The following is a 23,204-nucleotide window of genomic DNA, read 5'->3' on the forward strand; positions in this document are numbered from 1 at the left end:
TTTGTTAGCTGAATATCACAAAACTCATTCTTTTATATGGAATCATTTGCATTGATGTGCTTAATAAAACTGTTTAGTATGGCCGTACTATAAAAATGAATCTATCACGTCTTTGGATATCATGGCTTTACCTAAAACACTTATTCGGCTTTTTAAACCATACATAATCTTATTAACCGGAGGAATGCTTTACCTCGCAGCAGCTCAATTAGAAAAAGTAGAGACCGCAGCAACCAACCAATCAGCATCAAACATTCGCATCGCAAGCGCGACTATTCGTTCCAACATCGAGGCCGTATTCGGCAAACTCTATTTCTTAGAAACCAGTCTAGGCTTACCCAACACCACCGATTTTAGCGACCAAAAATTTCGTGAACTCAGCGGTAATATTCTAAAAAGAACACCAAACTTCTCCGATATCATCCGATACCAACCTAACTCTCAGCATTACGTCTCTACCCGTGGCCTTCCTCTTTCCAATGAGCAAATCGCCACAATACAATGGTATTCAATAGACGGTGTTGTTGAAGATTTCTACATCTCTTCCGTTTACCAGAAAGCAGATGGTCGATGGGTTTTCGCGGTTAAACACACAGCAGAAAAGCTCAACGAAGAAATCTGGATTGAGTTTGATTTACTGCACACCACACAAGGCTTAAGAGATTTAAAAACGCTAAATAATGGCTATGTATTTGTTGTAGATAAAGCAACTGAACGACTCGTCTTCCATCCAGACCCAAAACGAATTGGCTCGAAGTCCATTAGCTATCATGCGGGTATTAGCCACCAACTTTCACAAGGGCAATTGGCCGGAAAGCATGAGTACTACTATCAAGATAATTTCAAAATATCGGTATTTGATGCGGACAACAGCTTGAATTGGGTGTTTATTGCGGGCACCGATCGTCACGACATCTTAACCAGCTCACATCAATTTACGTTAACAGGCGTTGTACTTGGCTCGCTCCTTCTATTGTGGATTGGTGCCAACTACCTGGCTTATCGTTTAAATGTCTCTTTATCTCAGCTCAATAAAGTAGAAGACCTTGCGAGCTTTAAACGCAAACTGAAGTCTATTTTGGATAACTTTACCTATCATAAAGGTATTCAATTCTGTCTCTACCAACCAGAGAACCACTCATTCAGTACACTTGATTATCATGGGAACAAATCAACGGTGCATTGTGACAAAGTGCTCTCAGAACGTTTTGTCGCAAATGCTATGGTCTATCGAAACGGTCAAGACGCCGATCCACTCGCCCGTAAACTCAAAATAGACCAGCGCCACTATTGTCTCCCTCTATACTCACGTCAGCAGTTAATTGCGGTGTTATATGTAAATGCGAACTTGCCTATTAGCCAGAATATCTTACGTATGATCAGAGATTACACGGAAGTCTCACTGTCTAACTTACTGCTTCAGCACCAGTTGAGTAGCAAAGACCTGATGACGCAACTGGACAATAAAAGCAGCTTCAACCTTGCATTGGAAAACTACGCCAACCAGCCAGAAACCTATATCGCTCTACTCGATATCGATAACTTTGATCACTTAAACCGTGCTTATGGTGAAGCCGTGGGTGACAAGATGATCAAGCTAACAGCTGAGGCTTTGCGCTCGTACTTTCCGAAGCCTAAAGAGCTGTGCCTTGCTCGTGTTGGAGGCAAAGAGTTCGCGGTATTATTCAAAGCAAACGACGCTAACGACGCCAAGTTCCAACTGGATCAATGCCGAATTGGCGTAGCAGAGAAAACGATTGTGACGCCAGACATCAGCCTCTCTTTAGGCGTGAGTGTCGGTTTTTCTCAAATAGAGGGAGAGCCAGATACAGCCCTAGCACTTGCGGAGCAAGCAAAACTTATCGCTCAACAACTCGGAAAAAATCGAGTTGAAGGGCACATCAGGGCAGTTGCAAAGGCTTCGTAAGTTGCCCTAGCAAATCCCTTACTCGGATACCGATGAAAACAAAGCACCTAGGGTTCACGCTCTCGGTGCTTTTGTTTTTATAGAAAGTCATTACAATGCGCGTTCAACACGACAACCTCACCTTTCCAACGATACGGACCTTATGAAGCTAAGTAACCGACTGCAAACTCTCCACTCCCTTGTCAGTAATGACTACCAACACATTTGGGACTGTTGCTGTGATCATGGCTTCTTGGGCGTTCAACTGTTGGCGGACAACAAAGCCCCTCAAATTCACTTTGTCGATATTGTTCCGTCCCTAATGAGCGAGCTAGAAAGCAAACTGCTGCGTTACTTTCCACAAAGCGAGATGGCACAACAAAAAGTCACTAGCCAATGGCAAGTCTACTGTATGGATGTCTCTGCAATCCCATTGGAAAAACACACAGGCAAGCATCTGGTCATCATTGCAGGAGTCGGTGGCGATCTAACACAGAAGCTTGTGGACGATATTCACCGCCAGCATCCAGACAAAACAATCGACTTCTTGCTCTGCCCTGTTCATCAGCAATTTGAGCTAAGAAGCCACTTAAAATCGCTCAAGTTCGGCCTGATTGATGAGGTGTTGATTGAGGAGAATCGCCGCTACTACGAAATTTTATTGGTCAGCAATAACCGAGGTGAAAGAGTAGATACTTCGACAGTAAGCGAGATTTCAAACGTCGGTGATAAGATCTGGACTCCAAACAACGATGAGCAGATTAAGGTATCTCAGCAGTACAAAGCAAAAACACTGCAGCACTACTTGCGTATCCATCAAGGGCAAGAGAAACAAGGTAAACCTAGCCAAGTGAAGCATATTATTGATGCCTACCAAGCGGTTCAGCCATAGTAAGGACTAACTTGATTGTTGAAGGTTAAGAAAGTCGAATCAATAAAAAAAGCCGATAGTTCAATGAGCTATCGGCTTTTTTAATACTATTTGTTCAGTTTGAGCTTACTGCTCTTGTTTCTTATAAAGCTTATCAGCCTCATCAACTGTCTCTACCTCAGAAGGCTTATCAACCCCATAGACCGTATCTAGGTAGGCATCTTTCTCTTTCCAAGTGTTGTTTAACCAACTATGGAAGCGACGTTTAAATGCCTTATCTTCGAAGTAGTTACCATTCACGTTCTCATCCATTGGATGCAATTTAATACGCACAACGACCTTAGTCATTTTGCCTTTCAGCATATCTTCAAACGGAGAGGTTTGGTTTTCAGGGTAAGCTAAAGTCACATCCACGATGCCATCCAAAATTGGACCCATTGCAGATAAGGCAAAAGCCACACCACCCGTTTTCGGCTTCAATAGATGGCGGTAAGGAGTTTTCGCTGACGCAAGTTTCTCGTGGTTTGCACGAGTCCCTTCAACAAAGTTGACCAATGTTGTCGGTGCTAATTTGAACTTAGTACACGCTTTATTGATTGCATTGAAGTCATCATTACGGCGTTCTGGGTTGCGTAATAGGAACTCACGAGAGTAGCGTCTCATGAATGGCATATCTAAGCCCCAGCAGGCCAAGCCAACAAATGGTACGCACAGCAATTCGTGTTTCAAGAAGTACTTCGTCATCGGCATTTTGTCTTTTAAGATCGAAGACAAAATCACAATATCTGCCCAGCTTAAGTGGTTAGACATCATCAAATACCACTGCTTGGTCGAAATATCTTCCCCCCCTTCCACTTGCCATTCGATGTCGTTGTTGGCGTTCAACATCCACAAATTAAGAGAAGCCCAACACCAGAATGTGAAGTTAGCTAAGCGAGTGCATGATTTTTGAATGACAGAGATTGGCAAAATAAGTTTGATTAGGGCAAACAGGCTCACAGCTAATGCGGTGAATGCAGTATTAATGGTCACGAACAATACGTTCAAGGCCATACGAAGATTATCAAGCATAAAACACAGTTATATTGAGAACGAAAGCCGCCATTATACGCATCTATAAATTATTCTCTTCAGTAATTGGTTGAATATCCTAGGGGTCAAACCACTCAACCTATTTCAACGATATTCAACTTGCTAAAGCCTATTAAAAAGAATCCAAAATACACCATAGTGTCATTTAAACACAATTTTAATATTGTCTTTTTGACAACACTTACTCCGACAATCACCCTTGAAGCTGGTATTGATAAGCATTCTCATTATTGGCATGGTACATGCAACTCTAAAGTGTAAATAGTTGAGTATCCTTAATGAGATAACTTCTCTTCTTATAGGTGATGATATGACAGATATTCCTCATGGTTTAGTCACAGGCAAAGTCCTAAACAAGACAGAATGGACAGATCAATTGTTCTCACTCCAAGTCAGTGCACCTGTCTCTTCTTATCAAGCAGGTCAGTTTACTAAGCTTGGTTTGCTCAATAACGAAGGTGAGTTCGTGAGACGTGCTTATTCCATGGTGAATGCACCAGAGCATGAGCAAGGCCATCAGCATCTAGAGTTTTTGATTATTAAGGATCAGAACGGTCAGCTCTCGCCTCAACTTCACGAATTGCAAGCTGGCGATGACATCTTTGTCGGCAAAGACCCAAGTGGTTTCATGACATTAGATGAGATCCCAGAGATCACAGACGATCTATGGATGCTTTCAACCGGAACCGCGGTAGGCCCGTTTATCTCAATGCTTGAGAGCATGCAGATACAGCAGAATGAGTTGGCTTCAGACAAAGCCTCTTCATTCAAAAATCTGGTTCTGGTGCATGCCGTAAGAACAGAGCAAGACCTCACTTATCGAGATCGTATAACTCAACTCGTTGATCACTTTCAAGGGAGACTTAAATATGTGCCAATTATTTCTAGAGAATCAGTTACCGGAACTTTGCGCGGACGAATCCCAGGTTTGTTACTTGGAGGCGACCTCGAGCAAGCCGCGTCTGTCACTTTCAATCAAACCCACAGTTTCTTCTACCTTTGCGGCAATCCGCAAATGGTTCGTGACACAAGTGACGCACTAACAAGTTTAGGTTTCGAGAAGCATCTACGCCGAAAGCCTGGTCAATTCAGCAGTGAAAATTACTGGTAAAGATAGGCCACCTAAAACACCGAAGTATCGATTTCAAAAAACAGTTAAAGTTAAATAAGAGGTTTTATATGAGTCATTTACGTATTCCTTCTCACTGGAAAATCCAACGTTCAACACCGTTTTTCACTAAGGACAACATCCCAGAAGCACTGCTCAATCATCACAATACAGCTGAAGGCGTGTTTGGTCAGATCTGCGTAATGGAAGGCACCGTCACTTTCTATGGCTTTGCCGATGCAGAAGCGACAGAACCAGAAACCGTTATCACTATTGAAGCAGGGCAATTTGCCACTAGTCCACCTCAATATTGGCACCGAGTAGAACTGAGTGACGACGCGCAATTCAACATTAACTTCTGGTCAGAAAAAGAGACCAAGAAGATGTTCAATACTCGAAAGTAAGACCGATTCTGCATTGATGAACTTATAAGCAAGCTACATCGTAATGTGATTTTTGATGTTCAGTAAATAACAACAAGAGACCAAATAACCATAGTAATTACAATGACTAATGGTGATAGACAATACAAAAAAACTCTAGCACACTGAACGGAGTTGTTAGTTTTTACCCCTTATCAAATAAACATAATTGGGGTATTCATTTTTTAGGTAAGAGAGGAAGCCATGCTCAACATTGCTTTTTTTAGCTCAAAATCATACGACGAAAAATCATTCAACCTTGCGAAAGGCGAACTCAACGCTGAGTTTCATTTCCATGATTTTCGCCTCACCACAACCACAGCGAAAATGGCGCACGACAATGAAGTGGTTTGTGCGTTTGTAAACGACGACCTATCGCGAGAAGTGCTAGAGATTCTTGCACAAGGCGGTACAAAACTGATTGCAATGCGCTGTGCTGGCTTTGACAAGGTCGACCTAGACGCAGCCAAAGAGCTTGGCTTACAAGTGGTGCGCGTTCCTGCTTATTCACCAGAGTCAGTAGCCGAGCACACTGTCGGTATGATGATGTGTTTGAACCGTAAACTTCACAAGGCATACCAACGCACTCGTGATGCAAACTTCTCTCTAGAAGGCTTGGTTGGCTTTAACTTCTACGGCAAAACTGTGGGTGTGATTGGTTCCGGTAAAATTGGCCTCGCGACCATGCGTATTCTGAAAGGCTTAGGCATGAACATCCTATGTTACGACCCATACCCAAATCCACTAGCCGTTGAGCTAGGCGCTAAATATGTAGAGCTAGACGAGCTTTACAAAGAGTCTGATGTGATTTCTCTGCACTGTCCGATGAGTAAAGAGAACTACCACCTGTTAGACGCGACAGCGTTTGAGAAAATGAAAGATGGCGTGATGATCGTCAACACCAGCCGTGGTGAACTACTGGATTCAACGGCTGCTATCGAAGCGCTTAAACAGAGTAAGATTGGCGCGCTTGGCCTTGATGTGTATGACAACGAGAAAGAGCTGTTCTTCCAAGACAAATCGAATGACGTAATTGTTGATGACGTGTTCCGCCGTCTATCGGCTTGTCACAACGTGCTATTCACAGGTCACCAAGCTTTCTTAACCAAAGATGCTCTGTTCAATATCGCGAACACAACCCTAACCAGTGTTGATGCTTTCTTTGCAGGCAACACCAGCGACAACGAACTCGTCGAATAACGGACTGAGTTAAAAACAAACTAGCTCTACAAATACAAAGCCACGCAGGTTCTTAAGAATAGCGTGGCTTTTTGGTTTATCTCAGTATCAAAACTAGATGCAGAAGTGGCAGTCCTCGATATCTAAACCATAGGTCCCTTTGCGAATCGCCAAGTGTTCTTCCCCTGCTTTCAGGCCCATCTCATAACCTGCATCCAATATCGCTTTATCCATAGTGAGTCGCTTAACCGCGAACGCCTCAGGTGGCGCTATCACCTTAATGATCGCATCTTCAGGCGGATTACGAATGAACTCCAAAGATTGGTTGTAGTTTTCAGCACGCACCGCCATCGATTCTGCAATGTTGGGGAATTTCTTTAACAGCTTTTTCAGCATCCATTGATACTTCTGCGGCTTCATTCGGTAGCTCAGTGGATGGGAAAGAATCACAGTTATCTCACGCGCACCTCGTCGATATGCTTCACGAACCGGAATTGAATCCGCGACCCCACCATCGGTATAACAACCACCAGAGAAACACGGTGTTTCACGATAAGCGATAGGCAGAGCGGTTGTTGCCTCAACCACGTTCGAGAGATTTTCTGGCTTGATGTGATAGTAGTCTGCACTGCCTGTGTCGACGTTAGTCACCGCCGCAATCAGTGGAATGCTTGAAAATAGCTCTCCACAATCCAGTGGGTAACGTTGGTTTGATTCATTCCATAACCACTTCACATCAACCAAGTTGCCACCTTTAGCAAAGCGGGCTGGGTTAAAGAACGTTTTATCGGTCGCCATCGTGGTAATGACACTGTAGCTGCGTTTTGGCGCCTGAGATAAGTAACCAACCAAATTAGACACACCCGCAGATACGCCAATCGCAAAATCATAAGGACGAAAATCGTCTTGCATAAAGGCGTCTAATACTCGGGCTGCAAAGATGCCTCTCATTGCCCCACCTTCAACGATTAATGCACTTTTACTCATCTCAAACTCTACTACTTTATAAACTGATAGCTGTAGGATAATCCCACCTAAATCATAAAGATAATGGGCATAATTTATTACTTCGATAGGAAAAAACTATTGTTAGGTAACTGTCTAAGATTCAATAATTTACTTAGACCAATGATCTAAAAAGGCCATTGAGTGATTAACTCAACGGCCTTCAATTTAATGAATTAAGCGAATCGATTACGACTTAAATTCACTCACATCGATTTCAAGCAGCTTACCAATACCTTCACCATATGCTGGGTCAGCCTTGTAACAGTGTCTTAGGTGACGCAGCTGAATCTCTTTAGGCACGCCGCCTAAGTTACGTGCTGTGTTATCGAATAGGATTGCTTGTTGTTCTGCAGTCATTAAGCGGAACAAATCACCCGGTTGTGAGAAGTAATCTTCATCTTCACGGTGATCCCAATGCGCTGCCGCACCATCAAGGTTCAATGCTGGTTCGGCAAAATCTGGTTGTTCTGCCCATTGGCCTTCATTGTTTGGCTCATAACCTAGCGTGCTGCCAAAGTTACCATCGACACGCATCGCACCGTCACGGTGGTAGCTGTGGACTGGACAACGAGGTGCATTCACTGGAATATGCTGATGGTTCACACCTAAACGGTAGCGCTGCGCATCACCGTAAGCAAACAAGCGACCTTGTAGCATTCTGTCTGGAGAGAAGCTAATACCTGGAACCACGTTAGCAGGGTTGAATGCCGACTGCTCAACTTCAGCGAAGAAGTTCTCTGGGTTACGGTTAAGCTCTAGCTCACCCACTTCAATTAATGGGTAGTCTGCATGTGGCCAGATCTTAGTAAGATCGAATGGGTTGTAAGGTACTTTCGCTGCGTCCGCTTCTGGCATCACTTGAACTTTAAGTGTCCATTTTGGGAAGTCTTGGTTATCGATACTTTCTAGCAGATCACGTTGATGACTTTCACGATCTTCGCCGATCAGCTTCGCTGCTTCAGCATCCGACAAGTTCTTAATACCTTGCTGAGATTTGAAGTGGAATTTAACCCAGAAACGCTCATTATCGCTGTTAATAAAGCTGAATGTGTGGCTACCAAAACCATGCATGTGGCGGTAAGTCGCAGGGATACCACGATCACTCATTACGATAGTGATTTGGTGAAGTGCTTCAGGCAGAGAGGTCCAGAAATCCCAGTTGTTCTTCGCGCTACGCATGTTAGTGCGTGGATCGCGTTTCACCGCGTGGTTTAGGTCTGGGAATTTAAGAGGATCGCGTAAGAAGAACACTGGCGTGTTGTTGCCTACCATGTCCCAGTTACCTTCTTCAGTATAGAATTTCAATGCAAAACCACGGATATCACGCTCTGCGTCAGCCGCGCCACGCTCGCCCGCTACTGTCGTAAAACGTGCAAACAAGTCGGTTTTCTTGCCCACTTCAGAGAACAGTTTTGCCTTGGTGTATTTGGTAATATCGTGGGTCACGGTAAATGTACCGTAAGCACCTGAGCCTTTTGCGTGCATGCGACGCTCTGGAATCACTTCACGATCAAAGTGAGCCAATTTCTCTAAAAACCAAACATCTTGTAGAAGCTGTGGGCCACGTTTGCCCGCCGTTTGAACATTCTGGTTATGAGCAACAGGACAACCCGCAGCTGTAGTTAGTTTTTTACTCATGGTCTATTCCTTAAGGTAAAAGATATCGCATCGTTGCCATATCTTAGATTTAAGCGGATTCAATACATTAAAAACCACTAAAATAATATGGATAAAGAATAGACCTGAGTGACCAGAAAATATAATCGTTTATATTTATCGTTGCTATCTATAAAACCTATCGAACAGGTGAGTTAACTAAGCCTTTGTATCACCGAATTTTATTTAAGAATTACATGACCTAACTTCAGCGTCGAAGCTATATTTCTTGCCGTCCTAATTAAGTTCAATTCAGCTTCTCGTAGTACTTGCTCGAGTGACTGTGGAGAGCGCACAGTCCCGAACAAACTGCTCATTTCACCATAAAGCGCTTCGACTTCAGTGCCCAGTGATCCGGCAATACCTATGGTTGGAATACCTTGTAAACTTGCACGCTTGGCAATGCCATAAGGTGTTTTGCCTTGCAAGGTTTGATTATCCATCTGCCCTTCCCCCGTAATCACAAGGTCGGTACCTTTCAATATCTCATCAGCTTGTAATACATCAAGTACCATCTCAATGCCGGGCTTAATCTGCATGTTGAATAGCAAGCTGAGTCCCATTGGAGCTCCACCAGCGGCACCATAACCAGTGCGGCTGTGAACGGGTTCATCACCACTAACACAACCCTGCGTTTCAGCGATTTGAGCAAAATTCGCAAGAGCTTTATCAAGCATTAAAACTTGTTCTGGGGTTGCACCCTTTTGTGGACCGAAGATATGACTAGCACCATTATCACCACACAATGGATTATCAACATCACATGCGACAATCAACTTTATATCGGCACAGCGTGAATCTAGACCTGTTAGGTCAATAGATGCTAACTCCGCTAGCACAGCACCACCTCGGCTGAGCTCTTGTCCTTCACTATTGAGCAACTTACCCCCTAACGCCTGAACAATCCCCGCACCGCCATCGTTGGTTGCACTGCCGCCCAAGCCTAGAATGATCGTTTGAGCGCCCTGCTGCATCGCTTCTAAAATGAGCTGACCTGTACCAAAGGAAGAAGCCACCAGAGGATCACGCTGCTCTGGCGTCAGTAAATCTAGACCAGATGCCGCCGCTATCTCAATCAGTGCGGTTTTGTTTGGATTACGCTCTGAAGGTTCAAGCATTGCCCATTCCGCATTTACAGGCATACCCAATGGCCCTTCAACCTGAGTTACTCGCTTTTTCCCTGCTAAACCTTGTAGCAAAACATCAACCGTACCCTCACCGCCATCAGCCAAAGGCAAGGTCACGTAATCCGCGTCGGGGAAGACTTCACGAAAACCTTGTTCAATACACGCCGCCACCGATACAGCCGATAAAGATTCTTTAAACGAGTCTGGTGCAATAACTATTTTCATACTGATAAATCCAAGGAAATAATAATTTTGATAGGTTGTCGATCCAAAAATGCCCCTATGTCAGATTAGCAAGCCAATCAAGCAATAAGGGCAGTATATAAAGGTAAGCGGTATTAGTTAGTAACGGCTGCCTTTACTTGTGATTTCTCTTTGCTTTTTAGCCAGATAAATACTGCTGCTAAAACTGCAATTGGAATCAATGGATCAATCAGTGTACCGCCTTTACCAAACACCAAGTTTAGAACCATGATGATGCTTGCACCAATCGCCCATGCGATAGTTGAAGACACAGACCAGATCTTGATTTGGTCGGCTAGTTCAGTAATCCCTAGCGTACGGTTGATGATGTGGAAGTACGAATCGTTCAAATGAGAGAAGCCAACCGGGCCTACCGCACATGCAAGTGCTACGAATACTGAGTCTAGACCTAACGTTTCAACCAATGGCAGCGTCATCGTTGCTGCAACCATCATAGATGCCGTTGCTGAACCTTGGATTAGACGAAGCATTGAAGCAATGGCTAGTGGTACAAGTAGAGGTGGAATGCCGCTGCTCGCGATAGCTTCTGCAACTTGAGAACCAGCACCAGATGCTTTAAGAACAGCACCCATAGCACCACCACAGCCAGTTACTACAAGAATTAGACCTGTTGTAGATAACGCGTCATCCATTGAGCTAACCATATCTTTACGCTCAATATGACGAGTAAGACCGTATAGCGCCATAAGAACACCGATACCAACAGCAACCACTGGGTTACCAATTAGTGAAATAACGGTATGCATTGCAGTGTCACCTTGGCCAACAAGCGTGTTGATTAGGATGAATGCGATTGGCAGAAGGATTGGACCAAATGATAAGAAGTTACTTGGTAGTTCTTTGTCGTCTGTCTCTTTTACTTTCTCAAGGTTTGCCCAATCTGCTTGATTAGTGATCCATGTTTCACCATTTGGTACACGGTAGTATTCGTTACCTACACGACGGATGTAAATCATAGATAGTAGCATCATAGGGATTGAAACCATTAAGCCCCACAACATGTATTGACCAAGGTCGACACCAAGAATTCCTGCAACAGCAACCGGACCAGGTGTTGGTGGCACAAGTGCGTGAGTAATCAGTAGGCCTAGAGCTAGGGTAACGCCTAAACCAACGGCTGATTTCCCCGTGTCTCGTGAAATTGCGCGAACAAGAGAGTGTAAGATGATGTACGCAGAGTCACAGAAAACTGGGATAGCGACAAGCACCCCTGTAAAACCTAGTGCTAAGTCTTCACGACCTTTGCCACACAGTTTTACAAACGTTTTTGCCATTCGAACAGCTGCTCCAGAACGCTCGAAACAAGCACCCATGATTACGCCGAACGCGATAATCAAACCAATGCCACCAAGTACACCACCAAAACCGGCTTTAATTGCATTAATCAACTCTGTTGGTGCCATACCAGCAAACAGACCCATGATGATACTGGCAATAATCATAGCAAGTGCGACTGGGATTCTCGTTTTAATGATCATACCCATCATGGCTAAGATGCCAATTACAATGCCTATCAGTGCTCCATCCATTTTTATATTCCTTTTGTCTCTTTCTTCATTTTTATGAAAATTGTAGGGTGGTGCATATGGGTGATATCGGGTCACCCACTGCACTTTATTGTTATGCTTTGGCTTATTTATAAGCCGTGTTATCTACATCAGTGCTTGCTTGTATAAGACTTGGCGGAACAACGCCCTTCATACTGAGTTAAAGGTAACTTTTTACCCAGCCAAGCCCCTCTTCTGTCGTGCCTCTTGGGTTATATTCACAACCAATCCAACCTTGGTAACCTGAATCATCCAAAACACTAAACAAGTGTGGGTAGTTCAGTTCGCCTTCCGATGGTTCATGCCTTTCTGGCACAGAAGCAATTTGGATATGACCGGTATAAGCAGCAACTTCACGAATCAAAGTACTTAAATCACCATCCATGATTTGCGCGTGATAAAGGTCGAGTTGCAGCTTCACATTTGGCCGATCGACCAACTTAATCAGTTCGACAGCATCACGTTGGTGAGCAACAAAGTAATTAGGAACATCACGGCTATTCAGCGGTTCAATCATCAATTCGATGTTTTGCTCAGCAAACTTATCTGCGGCAAAACGAATATTTGAGATAAAGGTTTCAACGTGTCGCTGTCTCGTGAAATTCGCATCATGTAGACCCGACATCGCGTGAATTTTCTTGCAGTTCAGGGCTTTAGCGTACATAAGTGCCGTATCAACGCTGGCTTTAAACTCTTCTTCACGGCCGGGAATCGCTGCAAAGCCACGTTCACCTGCATCCCAATCACCTGGGGGCATATTGAAAAGCGCCTGTTCAAAACCAAATTTATGCATTTTTTCTGCCAGTTCTTCAGCTTCAAACGCGTAAGGGAATAAGTATTCCACCGCTTTAAAACCAGCTTGGTGTGCTTTCTCAAAACGCTCCAAAAATGGCACTTCTGTAAATAGCATGGTTAGGTTTGCTGCGAATTTAGCCATTATTTGCCTCTCCCTTTTAGATCCATCACTTCTTCATCAGTGAGGTAACGGATGTCTTTGTCTTTCAGTAAAAACGCTAACTTGGCGGTCTCTTCTAACTCTTCTGCATTGTCCACGGCATCGACAAAGTCAGTGCCTGTTACTACTGGACCATGATTCGCCAACAAAAAGGCTCGGTAGTCGCCAGCTCGCTTTGCAAGCTCTTCAGCGATCTGAGGATCTCCTGGGCGCAAGTAAGGAATCACAGGTAGTTCACCAATTCGCATCACAAAGTACGGCGTAAACGCCTTAATCGCGTTGTTGCGATCCAACCCTTCAAGGCATGAAAGTGCAGTCAGGTATGTTGAATGCAGGTGCACAATCGCATTGCACTCTGCGTTGTTTCTATAAATCGCTAGGTGAAACGCGGCTTCTTTTGACGGTTTTTTACCTGATATATGGTTGCCATCAATATCAACAACCGACAATTCCTCAGCGACAAGGCGACCAAATGAAGAGCCGGTTGGTGTTGCCAAAAAATGCCCATTAGGTAATTTGATAGAGAGATTACCCGCCCCGCCTGTAGCGTAACCTCGTTCGAACATCGAACGAGCGAGCGTTACCATTTGCTCTCTTAACTGCTGCTCGTTCATCAAAACTTTACTCATCTGAATCTCGCTTATGAAAAGAATGATTGCGCTTTAGCGAAGAAATTCTCGTCACCAAAGTTGCCCGATTTAAGTGCTAATGAAAGCTCACCTTCAACCGACTTAACCCAAGGCACACCCGGTGCGATTTGAGGACCGATATGAAAACCTTTAACCGCTAAACTTTGCGTCACAACACCTGAGGTTTCACCACCAGCAACGATGAAATTTTTCACGCCATGTTGTTGTAGCTTGATAGCTAACTGGCTAAAAAATTGCTCTACGGCATGGCTTGAAGCTTGTGCACCGTATTCTTCTTGAATGGCTTTCAGTGCAGCCGCATCCGCGGTTGCATACACCAAAGGAGCAAGCTCACCTTGGTTGTTAGTCATCACCCAATCGAATACTTCATTGGCGTATTGATCGTTGGTTAAGCATGCCTTCACGTCGATAGCGAAATGAGGAGCGAGTTGCTTGTAAGCTGTAACTTGTTGATTAGTCATTACCGAGCAAGAACCCGAGAACACAACCGTTGGCGCTTTTATTGGGCTACCTGCGTTTTTTGCGTCGCTTTGGTCAGCAAGATGTTCAATCCAGTTTTTTGCTATGCCCGCTGCTAAGCCTGAACCACCTGTGATTAACTTCAGAGATTTAGCGGCTTGGCCTAACGTCACCAAGTGTTCTGCGTTAAAAGCATCAACGACCGCATAACGGTTGCCTTGAGCTTTTAATTCATCAAAACGAGCGGTGACTGCATCAGAGCCTTGTTCAATGGTTTGGAAGTTAACCAAGCCAGAAACACCCTCTGATTGTGCATCCATCATTCGAACGACACTGGAATCTGTCATCGGTGTAACCGGGTGATTACGCATGCCTGAATCACTTAATAGCTCACCAAAAACAAACAAGTGACCGTTGTAAACAGTGCGACCATTAACGGGCAATGCAGGACAAACCACAGTGAAAGATTCGCCAAGCTCAGCCAAAAGTGCATCGGTTACGGGACCGATATTGCCCTCAGCTGTGCTGTCGAACGTCGAGCAATATTTGAAGTAAAACTGTTGGCAGCCTTGAGATTGGAGCCATTTAAGCGCAGTCACCGAATCGGTTACCGCTTCATCTACCGGGCAAGAGCGAGATTTAAGGCTGATCACGACCGTATCCGCTGAAGCATCAAAGTCACCCTTCGGGATGCCGTTCAATTGAATAGTGCGCATCCCGTTTTCAACCAAGAAACCAGCAATGTCTGTTGCACCTGTAAAATCGTCTGCAATAACACCTAATAACATGATTACTTCTCCACTTTTGGTGTGTTAACACCCGGTAGGTCAATGCCTTGGAACACTTTGATTACTGCGCTATCGTCTTCTTGACCAAAGCCAGCATTACTCGCACTTACAAACATATTCAGTGCTGCACTTGATAGTGGAAGCGAGAATTTTAGGTCTTGAGCGGTATCCGATACCAATTTCAAGTCTTTTACGAAGATATCGACCATAGATTTTGGAGAGTAATCACCATCAACAACGTGCTTCATGCGATTCTCGAACATCCACGAGTTACCCGCTGCGTTAGTCACAACGTCATACATCAGATCGAGAGGGATATTCGCGCGAGCTGCTAATGCCATTGCTTCAGCGCCTGCAGCAATGTGAACACCTGCAAGTAATTGGTGGATGATCTTTACCGTCGCACCAAGGCCAATAGCTTCACCGATGTTGTAAACTTTTGCCGCCGTCGCATCGAGTACAGGAGCCAATGCCTCGAATGTAGTAATCGCACCTGAAGCCATGATAGTCATTTCACCTGCTTCTGCTTTTACCGCACCACCTGAAACAGGTGCGTCAAGCATCACAAGATCATACTCAGATAGCTGAGCTTCGATCTGCTTTGCGTCTTCCGCTGAAATTGTTGCTGAGACCATAACTGGCGTATTAGGTTTTAGTGCTGCCGCTAAGCCTGTTTTAAAAAGTACGGTGTTAACTTGAGCCGCATTCACAACCAGTACCAAAACAGAATCGAGTTTGTCTGCAAACTCAAGCGCACTTGTTGATACCGCTTTAGCGCCATATTCACCCAAAGTTTCAAGCGTTTGTGGATTCAGGTCGAAACCATATACATCAAGCCCTGCACGCACACATGACTTAGCTGCGCCCATGCCCATTGAACCTAAACCGATAACACCAACAGATTGAACTTCATTCATAACAAGATGCCTTTCACGTAATTATTGAATTCTAGATTTGTTAATTCTTGTTTATGTTTGTGATTATATGTGAAGCAACCGAGTGCGACTTAGTGATAAGTCACACTTTTAACAAAAATTAACACCAAGAAGTAATTTACCCCTTTCTAGGCATTCATTAGGGGAATTTTTGTTCGCTATCGCAGTTTTAATAACTCATTCACAACAGATATTCACAGATATTCACAAAATAGAGAAAGATTGATAGGATGATGAAAAATAAGAATATAGAAGAAAGAACATGATCCCAGCTGAACGTCAGAGAACCATTTTATCCCTGCTATCACACCAAGAAGTGATCAGTATTTCTGAGCTCGTAGAGCACCTAGAGGTATCTCATATGACTATTCGTCGAGATATCGTGAAGTTAGAAACATCAGGAAAAGTCATTTCTGTTTCCGGTGGTGTGCAACTCACCAAAGCACTTCACAGCGAATTGTCACACGACATAAAGGTAGAGCAACAAGCTGATGAGAAGGCTCAAATCGGCCTACTTGCCGCACAGCTTGTGCCGGAATTCTCTACTATTTATCTGGATGCAGGCACAACTTCACTAGAAATCGCCCACCATCTTGCTGGAAGAAACGACCTGTTGATTATCACCAATGATTTTGCAATTGCAGCTTACCTGATGAACAACACTCAGTCGAAGATCTACCATACTGGTGGCAAGATTGATCGAGAAAATCAGTCCAGCATCGGCGGTAAGGTAGCTGAGTTCTTGGCAGGCATGAATATCGACATCGCGTTTATCTCTTCTTCATCTTGGAATCTAAAGGGACTCTCAACGCCTTGTGAAAATAAGGTATTAGTTAAACAAGCCATTGTTCAAGCAGCCCACACTAATTATCTTATTTCAGATTCAACCAAATACGGACGTATTGCCAGCTTCCACGCTTTAGATATGGGTGCGCTTAATGGCGTAATTACTGATATTAACCTACCTAAAAGCGTCATCGATGAGCTACAAGACAAAGGGATCAAAGTCATTAACTCATAACGAATATTGCCACAAAAGTTCAGGCTCACGCATTGCCATTCAGAGCCTGAATGCTTCCCTCGAGAAAGCATTTATTAATCCACTCGATAAAAATAATTCTTACAATTAAGTCCCTTTATTCGTTAATAATATTGTTACTCAACGGCATAATAGTCACGAATCCATTAAATGAGTTAGGTTATGTTCTGCAAGCGCCTTTTAGCATTAGTTTTACCCATTTCTGTTGTCTTTTCTGCACACGCTGAAACCTTTGGTGAGCGAATAGCGCGCATCGAACAAGAAAACGCACTCGCGAAGACAATGAGCGAAACACAAGCTGAGTTAATACAGAAAGTCGTTCAAACTAATCACTGCGCTAAAGTAGCATTGGTTCATCACCAACGGATTCTAGGTCAATACAAGAACCCAACCTCTTCTTCAGAGCTATTCGTTAAATGGCGAGAACAGGGCAAGCAACTGGACAGTGAATATGAGGCCGAGTATCCCGGTTACCCTAAGCACGTATTTCAAGAATACCCAGCGGCTTCAAGCAAGGTTGATGGTTACCTATTCGCCCTAATTGACAATGGCTTGAATGAAAAGCCATGGATCGCTAAAGAGTTCAAACAGTGTAAAAACAACAAGCTGATTTCAAGAGCCTAATTCAATGTTGGCAAAGAGCGGGCTTCCAAAATAGAAGCCCGACAAACAACTTAAAGCACCTCAAGTTTCAGGCTAGTAAAGTAGAAACACCCCTTCATACCCGCCAATTTCTATCTGATTAACATATTCACCAATGTTGCCATCTGCATCGACTGGCTTCATCGGAACATCCAATGTAATCGTCAGTTTCTCTGTCTCATAAAAGCTTGCGCTCTTGCCGTGGAAATCGGTGCGATACAGCACTCGCCCATGATCAAACTCTCTCGCTAACACCATATCTTCTGGTCCACCAGCAACCACTTGCTCTTCAGATTGGTAAATAAAATAGGTAAACGTCGGCAATACATGCGTCATACCATCAGGTAAGTCTTGGTGCACCATCTCGTTCATCGATGCATAACCGACTATGGTGTAATCGGCGGGCACAGGCGTATTTGTCGAGAGCATAAAAGGGATGGCGTCAAAGCCTTGTGGAATGTGGTTCGCAGGCTCACCTAGCTCAACAGCCAAAAGCGAGCTTGGCTGATACGCCAAATTCTTAGGTATACCACTCCGCCAAAAGTTATCTGATGTGGTATTGCCGCTCCCATAAACATAACCATTATTCCATTGGTTAAAATAGCTATAGTGAGGGTGGCAACTCAGATGGTAAATCGTTAAAGCGGAGTACTGATCTTGCTTCCAGTTTTGCTCACTATTCCCGTAGTGATGAACACGTCCGTAGCGCGTAGTTGCCTGAAAAATAAAGCCTTGCTCAGCATAAGCGAGTGCAGAGTTATCCCAGTGTTTTGATATTCCTGAGTAACCGCTAAAGCCGGTAGAAGGGAAGATATAGTGCTCTCTGAGATATAGTGATCCGGCTTCGCGCAAGTGAGACTGACCGTTTCTTCCTAGCAAATTTGCCGTTCCTATATTCAATCCAATCAACGAAGCACTATCCAGCAATGATAGGTTTTTCAGGAACTCTGAAAATTGCAGTTTATAGAGCTCATCCGCTTCACTTGAGCCAGCGACAGCACCAAGCTCCTGAACATGCCCACCTGAGTAAACAAAGAATTGATTAGCGCCGATCAACTTATTGGTATCATCGTTGTAAGCACCATTCAGGCCTTGTTCACCCCAACTTTGTTGGTAATAGCCATGTATTGCCGACAGGTAGTCCAAATTAGCCATATTCGTTAGCGCCCAAGAGGAATCAGCACTCCACATTCGACCAAATGGAATGACTATCGATTCCCAACGAAAGCGAGCGGTGGCGTTTTTATTTGTGCGATTACGGTACTCGCTTTGTGACAAGTAGTTATCACCATTGAGGTCTGCAGCAACATCAAAACCACGGATTTTACGCCATTGGCTGATAGCACTTCCGTCTGGCGTGACTGTGGTTGCATCATTCAGTTTCACCGTCGGAAAACTGTTTTTTAGCTTCACATCTTTTAAACGCGGGCGGTCTTGTGGGTTATCCCCCTGCCAACGAACTCTAACAACATAAAAGCGTCCGCCATCTCTTACAAAAGTTGAACCAAAATACTGCCCACCACCATAGCTTGCGCCACTGCCATCATGTGTCGCCGCTCTCATCCAATCACTTGGTGGGTTCCAAATCACAGACTGGTTTTTGGTCATGTTGAGAGTTCTGTCTTTCTTACTCTCAAGCCTCTCCCACTGAGACACCATCCCATGAGAATCAACGGCAGCCGGGTATTCAATCCAAAACTCTCCACCCGTAGCGAACTGAGAAAACTTGAAGGTTAAACGATCAAACGGCTCCGCATGGTAGATATAAAGCGCCCCACCGCTTTCGAAATTCTCAAATACATCTGCATCCCAAGGTGGTTGTTGGTAAAGCCAAAATCCCGCGTGATCCTCACTGGCTGTATACCCAACAATTACGGGTTTTCGATTTAACAGTGTGTTTTCACCGTGCGTTTTGTCAACTTCGGCGATAACTGTATCTTCGGAAAAGTGAAGGAAATAGTCTTCGAAGTTAATGCCATCCAACTCGGCTTGATTGCGAAGATCGTTTTCCAACCAACCCGAATTCACCGCCATTGCTTGGTTATACATATAGCCAATGGTTATAGCGTGTTGGTTGTCAGTAATGTCTGAATAAGCGCCGAATACAATGTCGCTGTTGGCGATCTCCCAATCAATAACATCATCCGCAGATAAAGGGGAACCGTCGAGAGCAGTGCCGGGCTCATGTTGCCCAGGTATTACTACCGCTGTACCAACGGCAAACGAGTGACTAGCAACCAAGTATGATGAAATGAGTGCTAGTACCCAGAGAATGTAGGTTTTCATTATCAAAACTTCCTAATCGATACTGTCGTAACTCATATAACGAGACGAAAAGTCAGCCAACTTACGTGTCAATTTAGGAATCAAAATAAGAAAAAGTATTGGTTAGATATAAGTATTGATCAAGGGTGCTCCGCCTGAAAGCCAGTTACCTGCCAGCAGTCCATATAAATAGATATTCAAACTCAGCGCGTTACAAGGAAAACTAAAAACTTATAATCTTAATTTTTCTCGTAAGGTAACTTTCACAGATAGTGAAAATTGAAGGGCATTTATTCTCAAAATGAGAATTGGGGGATAGAAAGAGATTATGGTGTTTCCGAAGCAACACCACCAAAATCCGGTACCCTTGCTCAAATACCAAGATGTTTCAGGGGGGAGAATTACAGCCTCAAATTCCACTTACCTTGGTGGTCACGGTCGCAATTTTCTTGTGTATCGAAGCTTAGGTGCTTATCAATGCTCTTCAGCTTAATCCCAACCTGATTGAATGCACTTTGAATAACGGAAGCCACCTGCTGTTGACCACCAACCTCTAAGAAATTCGTTCTATCTTGATTGCTATCGAACACACAAACGATTTTTAAGCTTTGTGGAAAGGAAGAAAAATTGACCGTATGAGTCACCCAAAGAAAACCATTGTAGCCTTTCAACGTATCTTCACACACGTCAGTTAGCACGTCTCTAATTCGATTTTCGATCTTCTTGTCTGATTTACGCATAAAGCAAGGTCCCTATTTAACACCCTAAAATATAAGGTTTTTTGGTCAATGTAGTCTTAACCGATATTGGACACTGTGAGTGTTTCAAATGCAAAGTATTTATTAGGAATTAATGGCTAGAAGGATTAGAAAAATACCCCATGCTTGATAGCGTGCGAGGCATCAAACATAGGGTTTGCACAGGATTTAGTTAAGGTATTAGCTCGCCGCTTGTTCCCAATCAGTCAATAACTTCATGATTACGCGAGAGTCTTGATGAGTGGCCATTGGCGCTGCAAGTTGTGTGTCGCCTTGCTCAACCGCTTGGCGGATATTACGCACTTGATAATGGAAGCCGTCACCTTGCGCTTCGACTTTCACTTCGCGTTTCGACGTTTCGTATATCTCAACCGTAAATGTGTTGTCTTCGGTCGGTAACCATGGGTTAGTGTCGAGAGTGATACAGCCTTTGCTGCCTAAAATCGTAAAACCATGCTTTAAGCCGTGGTCTTCTGCAGTATGGATTTGCGCAGTGAACTGGTCATTGAAGCGCATCATCGCTGACGACTCGCAGATATTGCCATCTTGACCACATCGGCCAATTGCTGAGATCTGCACGTCATCAAACACACTTTCACCAAACTGGTGTTGTGCGACAGAGTGGAGCAGCGACATAGGGTAACAGCCAAGGTTATATAACGCGCCCTTACTCGCAGGGTTCACAAACTGGTCAATCGCCGCAACGTATGAGCCTTGAATTGAGCGTACTTCACCAATTTCACCAGTTGCCAGTTCTTGATGAAGCTTGGCGATCAATGGGTGATTTAAGTACATCAAACCTTCTGCGAAGAATACGCCCGCTTCTTTCACCGCTTGCAGAGCTTGTTCGGTTTTTTCCATATCAACCGACAACGACTTTTCACACAGAATCGCTTTGCCTTTTTGAGCGGCTTTAATTACGTATTCGTGGTGAACATGGTTAGGTAGTGCGATGTAGATAATGTCGACCGACTCATCTTCAATCAGTGCTTCATAGCTATTGAAGGTTCGTGTTGGTTGGTATTGCTCAGCAAACTCATTGAGTGTTTTCTCTGTGCGCCCTGCAACGGCATAAAGCTCGCTTTGAGCATCGCCCTTAATGGCGTCTGCCATAACGCCTGAGATAAAGCTAGTTCCTAGAACTCCCCATTTCATGCTTAGATCTCCTTCTTATGAGTTTCAAAGGCTTGTACTAATTCTGTTATATCACGCTCGATAAACGCTTGCGTGTGAGGCATCCCAAAGTGCTGGTTAATGGCCTCACGGTTAGCGTATTGCTCAAGCAAGATCACTCGGTCGCTTTGGTTTTGGTGATAGGTTGCAATCGCTTGTAGACAGCCCGGTTCGCTCTGCATATCTAGGCAAAACTGTTCGATGGCTTCAACCGCAGCATCATGTTCAATGTTGGTTTTAATCTTGAGTTCGGCAGTAACAAAGATAGTTTCGTTTATTTGAGGAATTTCACGCTCTTATTTTAATCAACTATTGGTTTGCCATTAATATAATTAACCCCTAATAATTGATAAACTCACCTTTTGTTTATTATTTATAAACCAAGAGTGTTTAATGGATAAGTTAACTAGCATGAAAGTCTTCGTTTACGTGGTGGAGCAAGGCAGCTTTCGTAGTGCCGCCAACCACTTCAATCTGTCGGCGACCATGATCAGTAAACATATCCATCACCTTGAATCGAGCCTCAACTCTCAGCTGATTCATCGCACTACGCGTAAGCAGTCTTTAACCGATTCAGGGCAGCTCTACTATCGAGAATGTAAACGAATTCTGGAAGACATCAGTAATGCTGAAAATCTAATTCAAACCTTAGAAAACCAGCCTCAAGGCACGGTCAAAATAAACTGCCCAGTCACCTATGGGAACAAGGTGCTTGCCCCGATAGTGGCGAAGTTCCTTGCCAATAATCCGACGATTAATGTCGAGCTCGTGCTGAACAACGATCTTGTTGATCCTTATTCCTCCGATATTGATTTGATTGTGCGAATCGGTGACCTGTCTGACTCCAGTTTAGTCGCCAGATATTTAGGTGATTACGAGATGTGTTACTGCGCAGCGCCTGAATACCTAAACCAACATGCAGAGATTCGTGTATTAGAAGATCTCGCACAGCACCCATCGCTTGGATTTAGTTACAGCAGCCGTCGTGATGTGAATGGTCGCGAACCCCAACTACGCAATACCCAAAACAGTGAGCCGCAACTCCTAGCCCCTAAGAACCACCAAGCGGCGCATAGCTCGGGGAATAAAGGCCAAGTGCGTTTGATGTCGAACAATGGAGATGTGTTGCGATATGCCGCCCTACAAGGCGTAGGTGTGTTGTTACAGCCAACTATCTTAGTCGCAGAAGAGATTGAACGTGGTGCTTTACTGGAGATCCTACCCGGTATGGCACCTTTGCCTAAGCCGATTCACTTGCTCTACAAAACCAAGCAACTGTCTTTGAAAAACAGAACCTTTGTCGAGTTCTTGTTAGCCGAGCTTTCTAAATAACTAGAGTGATTTAAGTAACTAAGGTGGG

The 23,204-nt window shown here is 44.2% G+C and carries 21 protein-coding genes; 8 read left to right on the top strand and 13 right to left on the bottom strand.

Annotated elements, in window-relative coordinates; translation table 11 throughout:
• Positions 1–184: 184 nt before the first annotated feature.
• Together JC606_RS03210 and JC606_RS03215 are read left to right on the top strand one after the other, a co-directional pair.
• A complete protein-coding gene (locus JC606_RS03210; RefSeq protein WP_198777973.1) occupies positions 185–1,927 on the top strand; it encodes a sensor domain-containing diguanylate cyclase in 1,743 nt (580 codons plus the stop codon).
• Positions 1,928–2,069: 142 nt separating this feature from the next.
• Positions 2,070–2,798, top strand: coding sequence for a tRNA (adenine(22)-N(1))-methyltransferase (locus JC606_RS03215; RefSeq protein ID WP_137406196.1), 729 nt, complete (start codon positions 2,070–2,072; stop codon positions 2,796–2,798).
• A 105-nt stretch (positions 2,799–2,903) separates the two neighbouring features.
• Here JC606_RS03215 and JC606_RS03220 read toward each other — a convergent pair whose 3' ends face one another.
• Positions 2,904–3,848 (bottom strand): acyltransferase, encoded by a 945-nt coding sequence (locus tag JC606_RS03220; RefSeq protein WP_137406195.1) that lies wholly within the window; start codon positions 3,846–3,848, stop codon positions 2,904–2,906.
• Positions 3,849–4,179: 331 nt separating this feature from the next.
• On the opposite strand from JC606_RS03220, the gene JC606_RS03225 reads away from it, so the two are divergent.
• The 3 genes from JC606_RS03225 to JC606_RS03235 all read left to right on the top strand — a co-directional run bounded on the left by JC606_RS03225 (position 4,180) and on the right by JC606_RS03235 (position 6,599).
• A complete protein-coding gene (locus JC606_RS03225) occupies positions 4,180–4,980 on the top strand; it encodes a ferredoxin--NADP reductase (protein ID WP_198777975.1) in 801 nt (266 codons plus the stop codon).
• A gap of 68 nt (positions 4,981–5,048) precedes the next feature.
• A complete protein-coding gene (locus tag JC606_RS03230) occupies positions 5,049–5,381 on the top strand; it encodes a DUF1971 domain-containing protein (RefSeq protein ID WP_198777976.1) in 333 nt (110 codons plus the stop codon).
• 222 nt (positions 5,382–5,603) lie between these two features.
• The gene (locus tag JC606_RS03235; protein WP_198777977.1) at positions 5,604–6,599 is read left to right on the top strand and encodes a 2-hydroxyacid dehydrogenase; all 996 of its coding nucleotides are present in this window, start codon (positions 5,604–5,606) and stop codon (positions 6,597–6,599) included.
• A gap of 93 nt (positions 6,600–6,692) precedes the next feature.
• On the opposite strand, the gene JC606_RS03240 is transcribed toward JC606_RS03235, so the two are convergent.
• The 8 genes from JC606_RS03240 to ltnD form a co-directional block, all read right to left on the bottom strand.
• Positions 6,693–7,565 (bottom strand): patatin-like phospholipase family protein, encoded by an 873-nt coding sequence (locus tag JC606_RS03240; RefSeq protein ID WP_198777978.1) that lies wholly within the window; start codon positions 7,563–7,565, stop codon positions 6,693–6,695.
• Between the two features lie 207 nt (positions 7,566–7,772).
• Positions 7,773–9,224 carry a catalase gene (locus tag JC606_RS03245; RefSeq protein ID WP_004740401.1) on the bottom strand — a complete coding sequence of 484 codons (1,452 nt, stop codon included), beginning with the start codon at positions 9,222–9,224 and terminating at the stop codon, positions 7,773–7,775.
• A 200-nt stretch (positions 9,225–9,424) separates the two neighbouring features.
• Complete coding sequence (locus JC606_RS03250; protein ID WP_198777979.1) at positions 9,425–10,594, bottom strand: glycerate kinase; 1,170 nt, start codon at positions 10,592–10,594, stop codon at positions 9,425–9,427.
• Positions 10,595–10,707: 113 nt separating this feature from the next.
• Positions 10,708–12,162: a GntP family permease gene (locus JC606_RS03255; RefSeq protein WP_198777980.1), complete on the bottom strand. Its 1,455-nt coding sequence runs from the start codon at positions 12,160–12,162 to the stop codon at positions 10,708–10,710.
• A 178-nt stretch (positions 12,163–12,340) separates the two neighbouring features.
• Positions 12,341–13,117 (bottom strand): 2-oxo-tetronate isomerase, encoded by a 777-nt coding sequence (gene otnI, locus JC606_RS03260; RefSeq protein WP_198777981.1) that lies wholly within the window; start codon positions 13,115–13,117, stop codon positions 12,341–12,343.
• Positions 13,117–13,764, bottom strand: a complete 648-nt coding sequence (gene otnC, locus JC606_RS03265; RefSeq protein ID WP_198777982.1) for a 3-oxo-tetronate 4-phosphate decarboxylase — start codon at positions 13,762–13,764, stop codon at positions 13,117–13,119. Before otnC ends, otnI begins: the two co-directional genes overlap by 1 nt.
• Positions 13,765–13,775: 11 nt before the next feature.
• A complete protein-coding gene (otnK, locus tag JC606_RS03270) occupies positions 13,776–15,032 on the bottom strand; it encodes a 3-oxo-tetronate kinase (RefSeq protein ID WP_198777983.1) in 1,257 nt (418 codons plus the stop codon).
• Positions 15,033–15,034: 2 nt separating this feature from the next.
• Positions 15,035–15,949 carry an L-threonate dehydrogenase gene (gene ltnD, locus JC606_RS03275; RefSeq protein WP_137406187.1) on the bottom strand — a complete coding sequence of 305 codons (915 nt, stop codon included), beginning with the start codon at positions 15,947–15,949 and terminating at the stop codon, positions 15,035–15,037.
• 280 nt (positions 15,950–16,229) lie between these two features.
• Here ltnD and JC606_RS03280 point away from each other — a divergent pair, with 280 nt between their 5' ends.
• Positions 16,230–16,988, top strand: a complete 759-nt coding sequence (locus tag JC606_RS03280; protein WP_137406186.1) for a DeoR/GlpR family DNA-binding transcription regulator — start codon at positions 16,230–16,232, stop codon at positions 16,986–16,988.
• Positions 16,989–17,168: 180 nt separating this feature from the next.
• The gene (locus JC606_RS03285; protein ID WP_137406185.1) at positions 17,169–17,630 is read left to right on the top strand and encodes a hypothetical protein; all 462 of its coding nucleotides are present in this window, start codon (positions 17,169–17,171) and stop codon (positions 17,628–17,630) included.
• A 72-nt stretch (positions 17,631–17,702) separates the two neighbouring features.
• On the opposite strand, the gene JC606_RS03290 is transcribed toward JC606_RS03285, so the two are convergent.
• From JC606_RS03290 to JC606_RS03305, 4 genes are all read right to left on the bottom strand, one after another.
• Positions 17,703–19,934, bottom strand: coding sequence for a hypothetical protein (locus JC606_RS03290; RefSeq protein ID WP_198777984.1), 2,232 nt, complete (start codon positions 19,932–19,934; stop codon positions 17,703–17,705).
• A gap of 380 nt (positions 19,935–20,314) precedes the next feature.
• Positions 20,315–20,653 (bottom strand): Fis family transcriptional regulator, encoded by a 339-nt coding sequence (locus tag JC606_RS03295; protein ID WP_137406183.1) that lies wholly within the window; start codon positions 20,651–20,653, stop codon positions 20,315–20,317.
• Positions 20,654–20,851: 198 nt separating this feature from the next.
• Positions 20,852–21,826: a Gfo/Idh/MocA family protein gene (locus JC606_RS03300; RefSeq protein WP_198777985.1), complete on the bottom strand. Its 975-nt coding sequence runs from the start codon at positions 21,824–21,826 to the stop codon at positions 20,852–20,854.
• Positions 21,827–21,828: 2 nt separating this feature from the next.
• The gene (locus JC606_RS03305; protein ID WP_198777995.1) at positions 21,829–22,131 is read right to left on the bottom strand and encodes a putative quinol monooxygenase; all 303 of its coding nucleotides are present in this window, start codon (positions 22,129–22,131) and stop codon (positions 21,829–21,831) included.
• Positions 22,132–22,237: 106 nt separating this feature from the next.
• Between JC606_RS03305 and JC606_RS03310 the strand changes: the two genes are divergently transcribed.
• Positions 22,238–23,176, top strand: coding sequence for a LysR family transcriptional regulator (locus JC606_RS03310; RefSeq protein ID WP_198777986.1), 939 nt, complete (start codon positions 22,238–22,240; stop codon positions 23,174–23,176).
• Positions 23,177–23,204: the final 28 nt, after the last annotated feature.

The organism is Vibrio sp. IB15 (assembly GCF_016406055.1).
GTDB classification, from domain to species: Bacteria; Pseudomonadota; Gammaproteobacteria; order Enterobacterales; family Vibrionaceae; genus Vibrio; species Vibrio chagasii.

What these genes read in the sequence shown, in the direction of transcription:
- JC606_RS03210 (WP_198777973.1), top strand. Translation starts at nt 185, where the DNA reads ATGCTTTACCTCGCAGCAGCTCAATTAGAAAAAGTAGAGACCGCAGCA.
- JC606_RS03215 (WP_137406196.1), top strand. Translation starts at nt 2,070, where the DNA reads ATGAAGCTAAGTAACCGACTGCAAACTCTCCACTCCCTTGTCAGTAAT.
- JC606_RS03220 (WP_137406195.1), bottom strand. Translation starts at nt 3,848, where the DNA reads ATGCTTGATAATCTTCGTATGGCCTTGAACGTATTGTTCGTGACCATT.
- JC606_RS03225 (WP_198777975.1), top strand. Translation starts at nt 4,180, where the DNA reads ATGACAGATATTCCTCATGGTTTAGTCACAGGCAAAGTCCTAAACAAG.
- JC606_RS03230 (WP_198777976.1), top strand. Translation starts at nt 5,049, where the DNA reads ATGAGTCATTTACGTATTCCTTCTCACTGGAAAATCCAACGTTCAACA.
- JC606_RS03235 (WP_198777977.1), top strand. Translation starts at nt 5,604, where the DNA reads ATGCTCAACATTGCTTTTTTTAGCTCAAAATCATACGACGAAAAATCA.
- JC606_RS03240 (WP_198777978.1), bottom strand. Translation starts at nt 7,565, where the DNA reads ATGAGTAAAAGTGCATTAATCGTTGAAGGTGGGGCAATGAGAGGCATC.
- JC606_RS03245 (WP_004740401.1), bottom strand. Translation starts at nt 9,224, where the DNA reads ATGAGTAAAAAACTAACTACAGCTGCGGGTTGTCCTGTTGCTCATAAC.
- JC606_RS03250 (WP_198777979.1), bottom strand. Translation starts at nt 10,594, where the DNA reads ATGAAAATAGTTATTGCACCAGACTCGTTTAAAGAATCTTTATCGGCT.
- JC606_RS03255 (WP_198777980.1), bottom strand. Translation starts at nt 12,162, where the DNA reads ATGGATGGAGCACTGATAGGCATTGTAATTGGCATCTTAGCCATGATG.
- otnI (WP_198777981.1), bottom strand. Translation starts at nt 13,117, where the DNA reads ATGGCTAAATTCGCAGCAAACCTAACCATGCTATTTACAGAAGTGCCA.
- otnC (WP_198777982.1), bottom strand. Translation starts at nt 13,764, where the DNA reads ATGAGTAAAGTTTTGATGAACGAGCAGCAGTTAAGAGAGCAAATGGTA.
- otnK (WP_198777983.1), bottom strand. Translation starts at nt 15,032, where the DNA reads ATGTTATTAGGTGTTATTGCAGACGATTTTACAGGTGCAACAGACATT.
- ltnD (WP_137406187.1), bottom strand. Translation starts at nt 15,949, where the DNA reads ATGAATGAAGTTCAATCTGTTGGTGTTATCGGTTTAGGTTCAATGGGC.
- JC606_RS03280 (WP_137406186.1), top strand. Translation starts at nt 16,230, where the DNA reads ATGATCCCAGCTGAACGTCAGAGAACCATTTTATCCCTGCTATCACAC.
- JC606_RS03285 (WP_137406185.1), top strand. Translation starts at nt 17,169, where the DNA reads ATGTTCTGCAAGCGCCTTTTAGCATTAGTTTTACCCATTTCTGTTGTC.
- JC606_RS03290 (WP_198777984.1), bottom strand. Translation starts at nt 19,934, where the DNA reads ATGAAAACCTACATTCTCTGGGTACTAGCACTCATTTCATCATACTTG.
- JC606_RS03295 (WP_137406183.1), bottom strand. Translation starts at nt 20,653, where the DNA reads ATGCGTAAATCAGACAAGAAGATCGAAAATCGAATTAGAGACGTGCTA.
- JC606_RS03300 (WP_198777985.1), bottom strand. Translation starts at nt 21,826, where the DNA reads ATGAAATGGGGAGTTCTAGGAACTAGCTTTATCTCAGGCGTTATGGCA.
- JC606_RS03310 (WP_198777986.1), top strand. Translation starts at nt 22,238, where the DNA reads ATGGATAAGTTAACTAGCATGAAAGTCTTCGTTTACGTGGTGGAGCAA.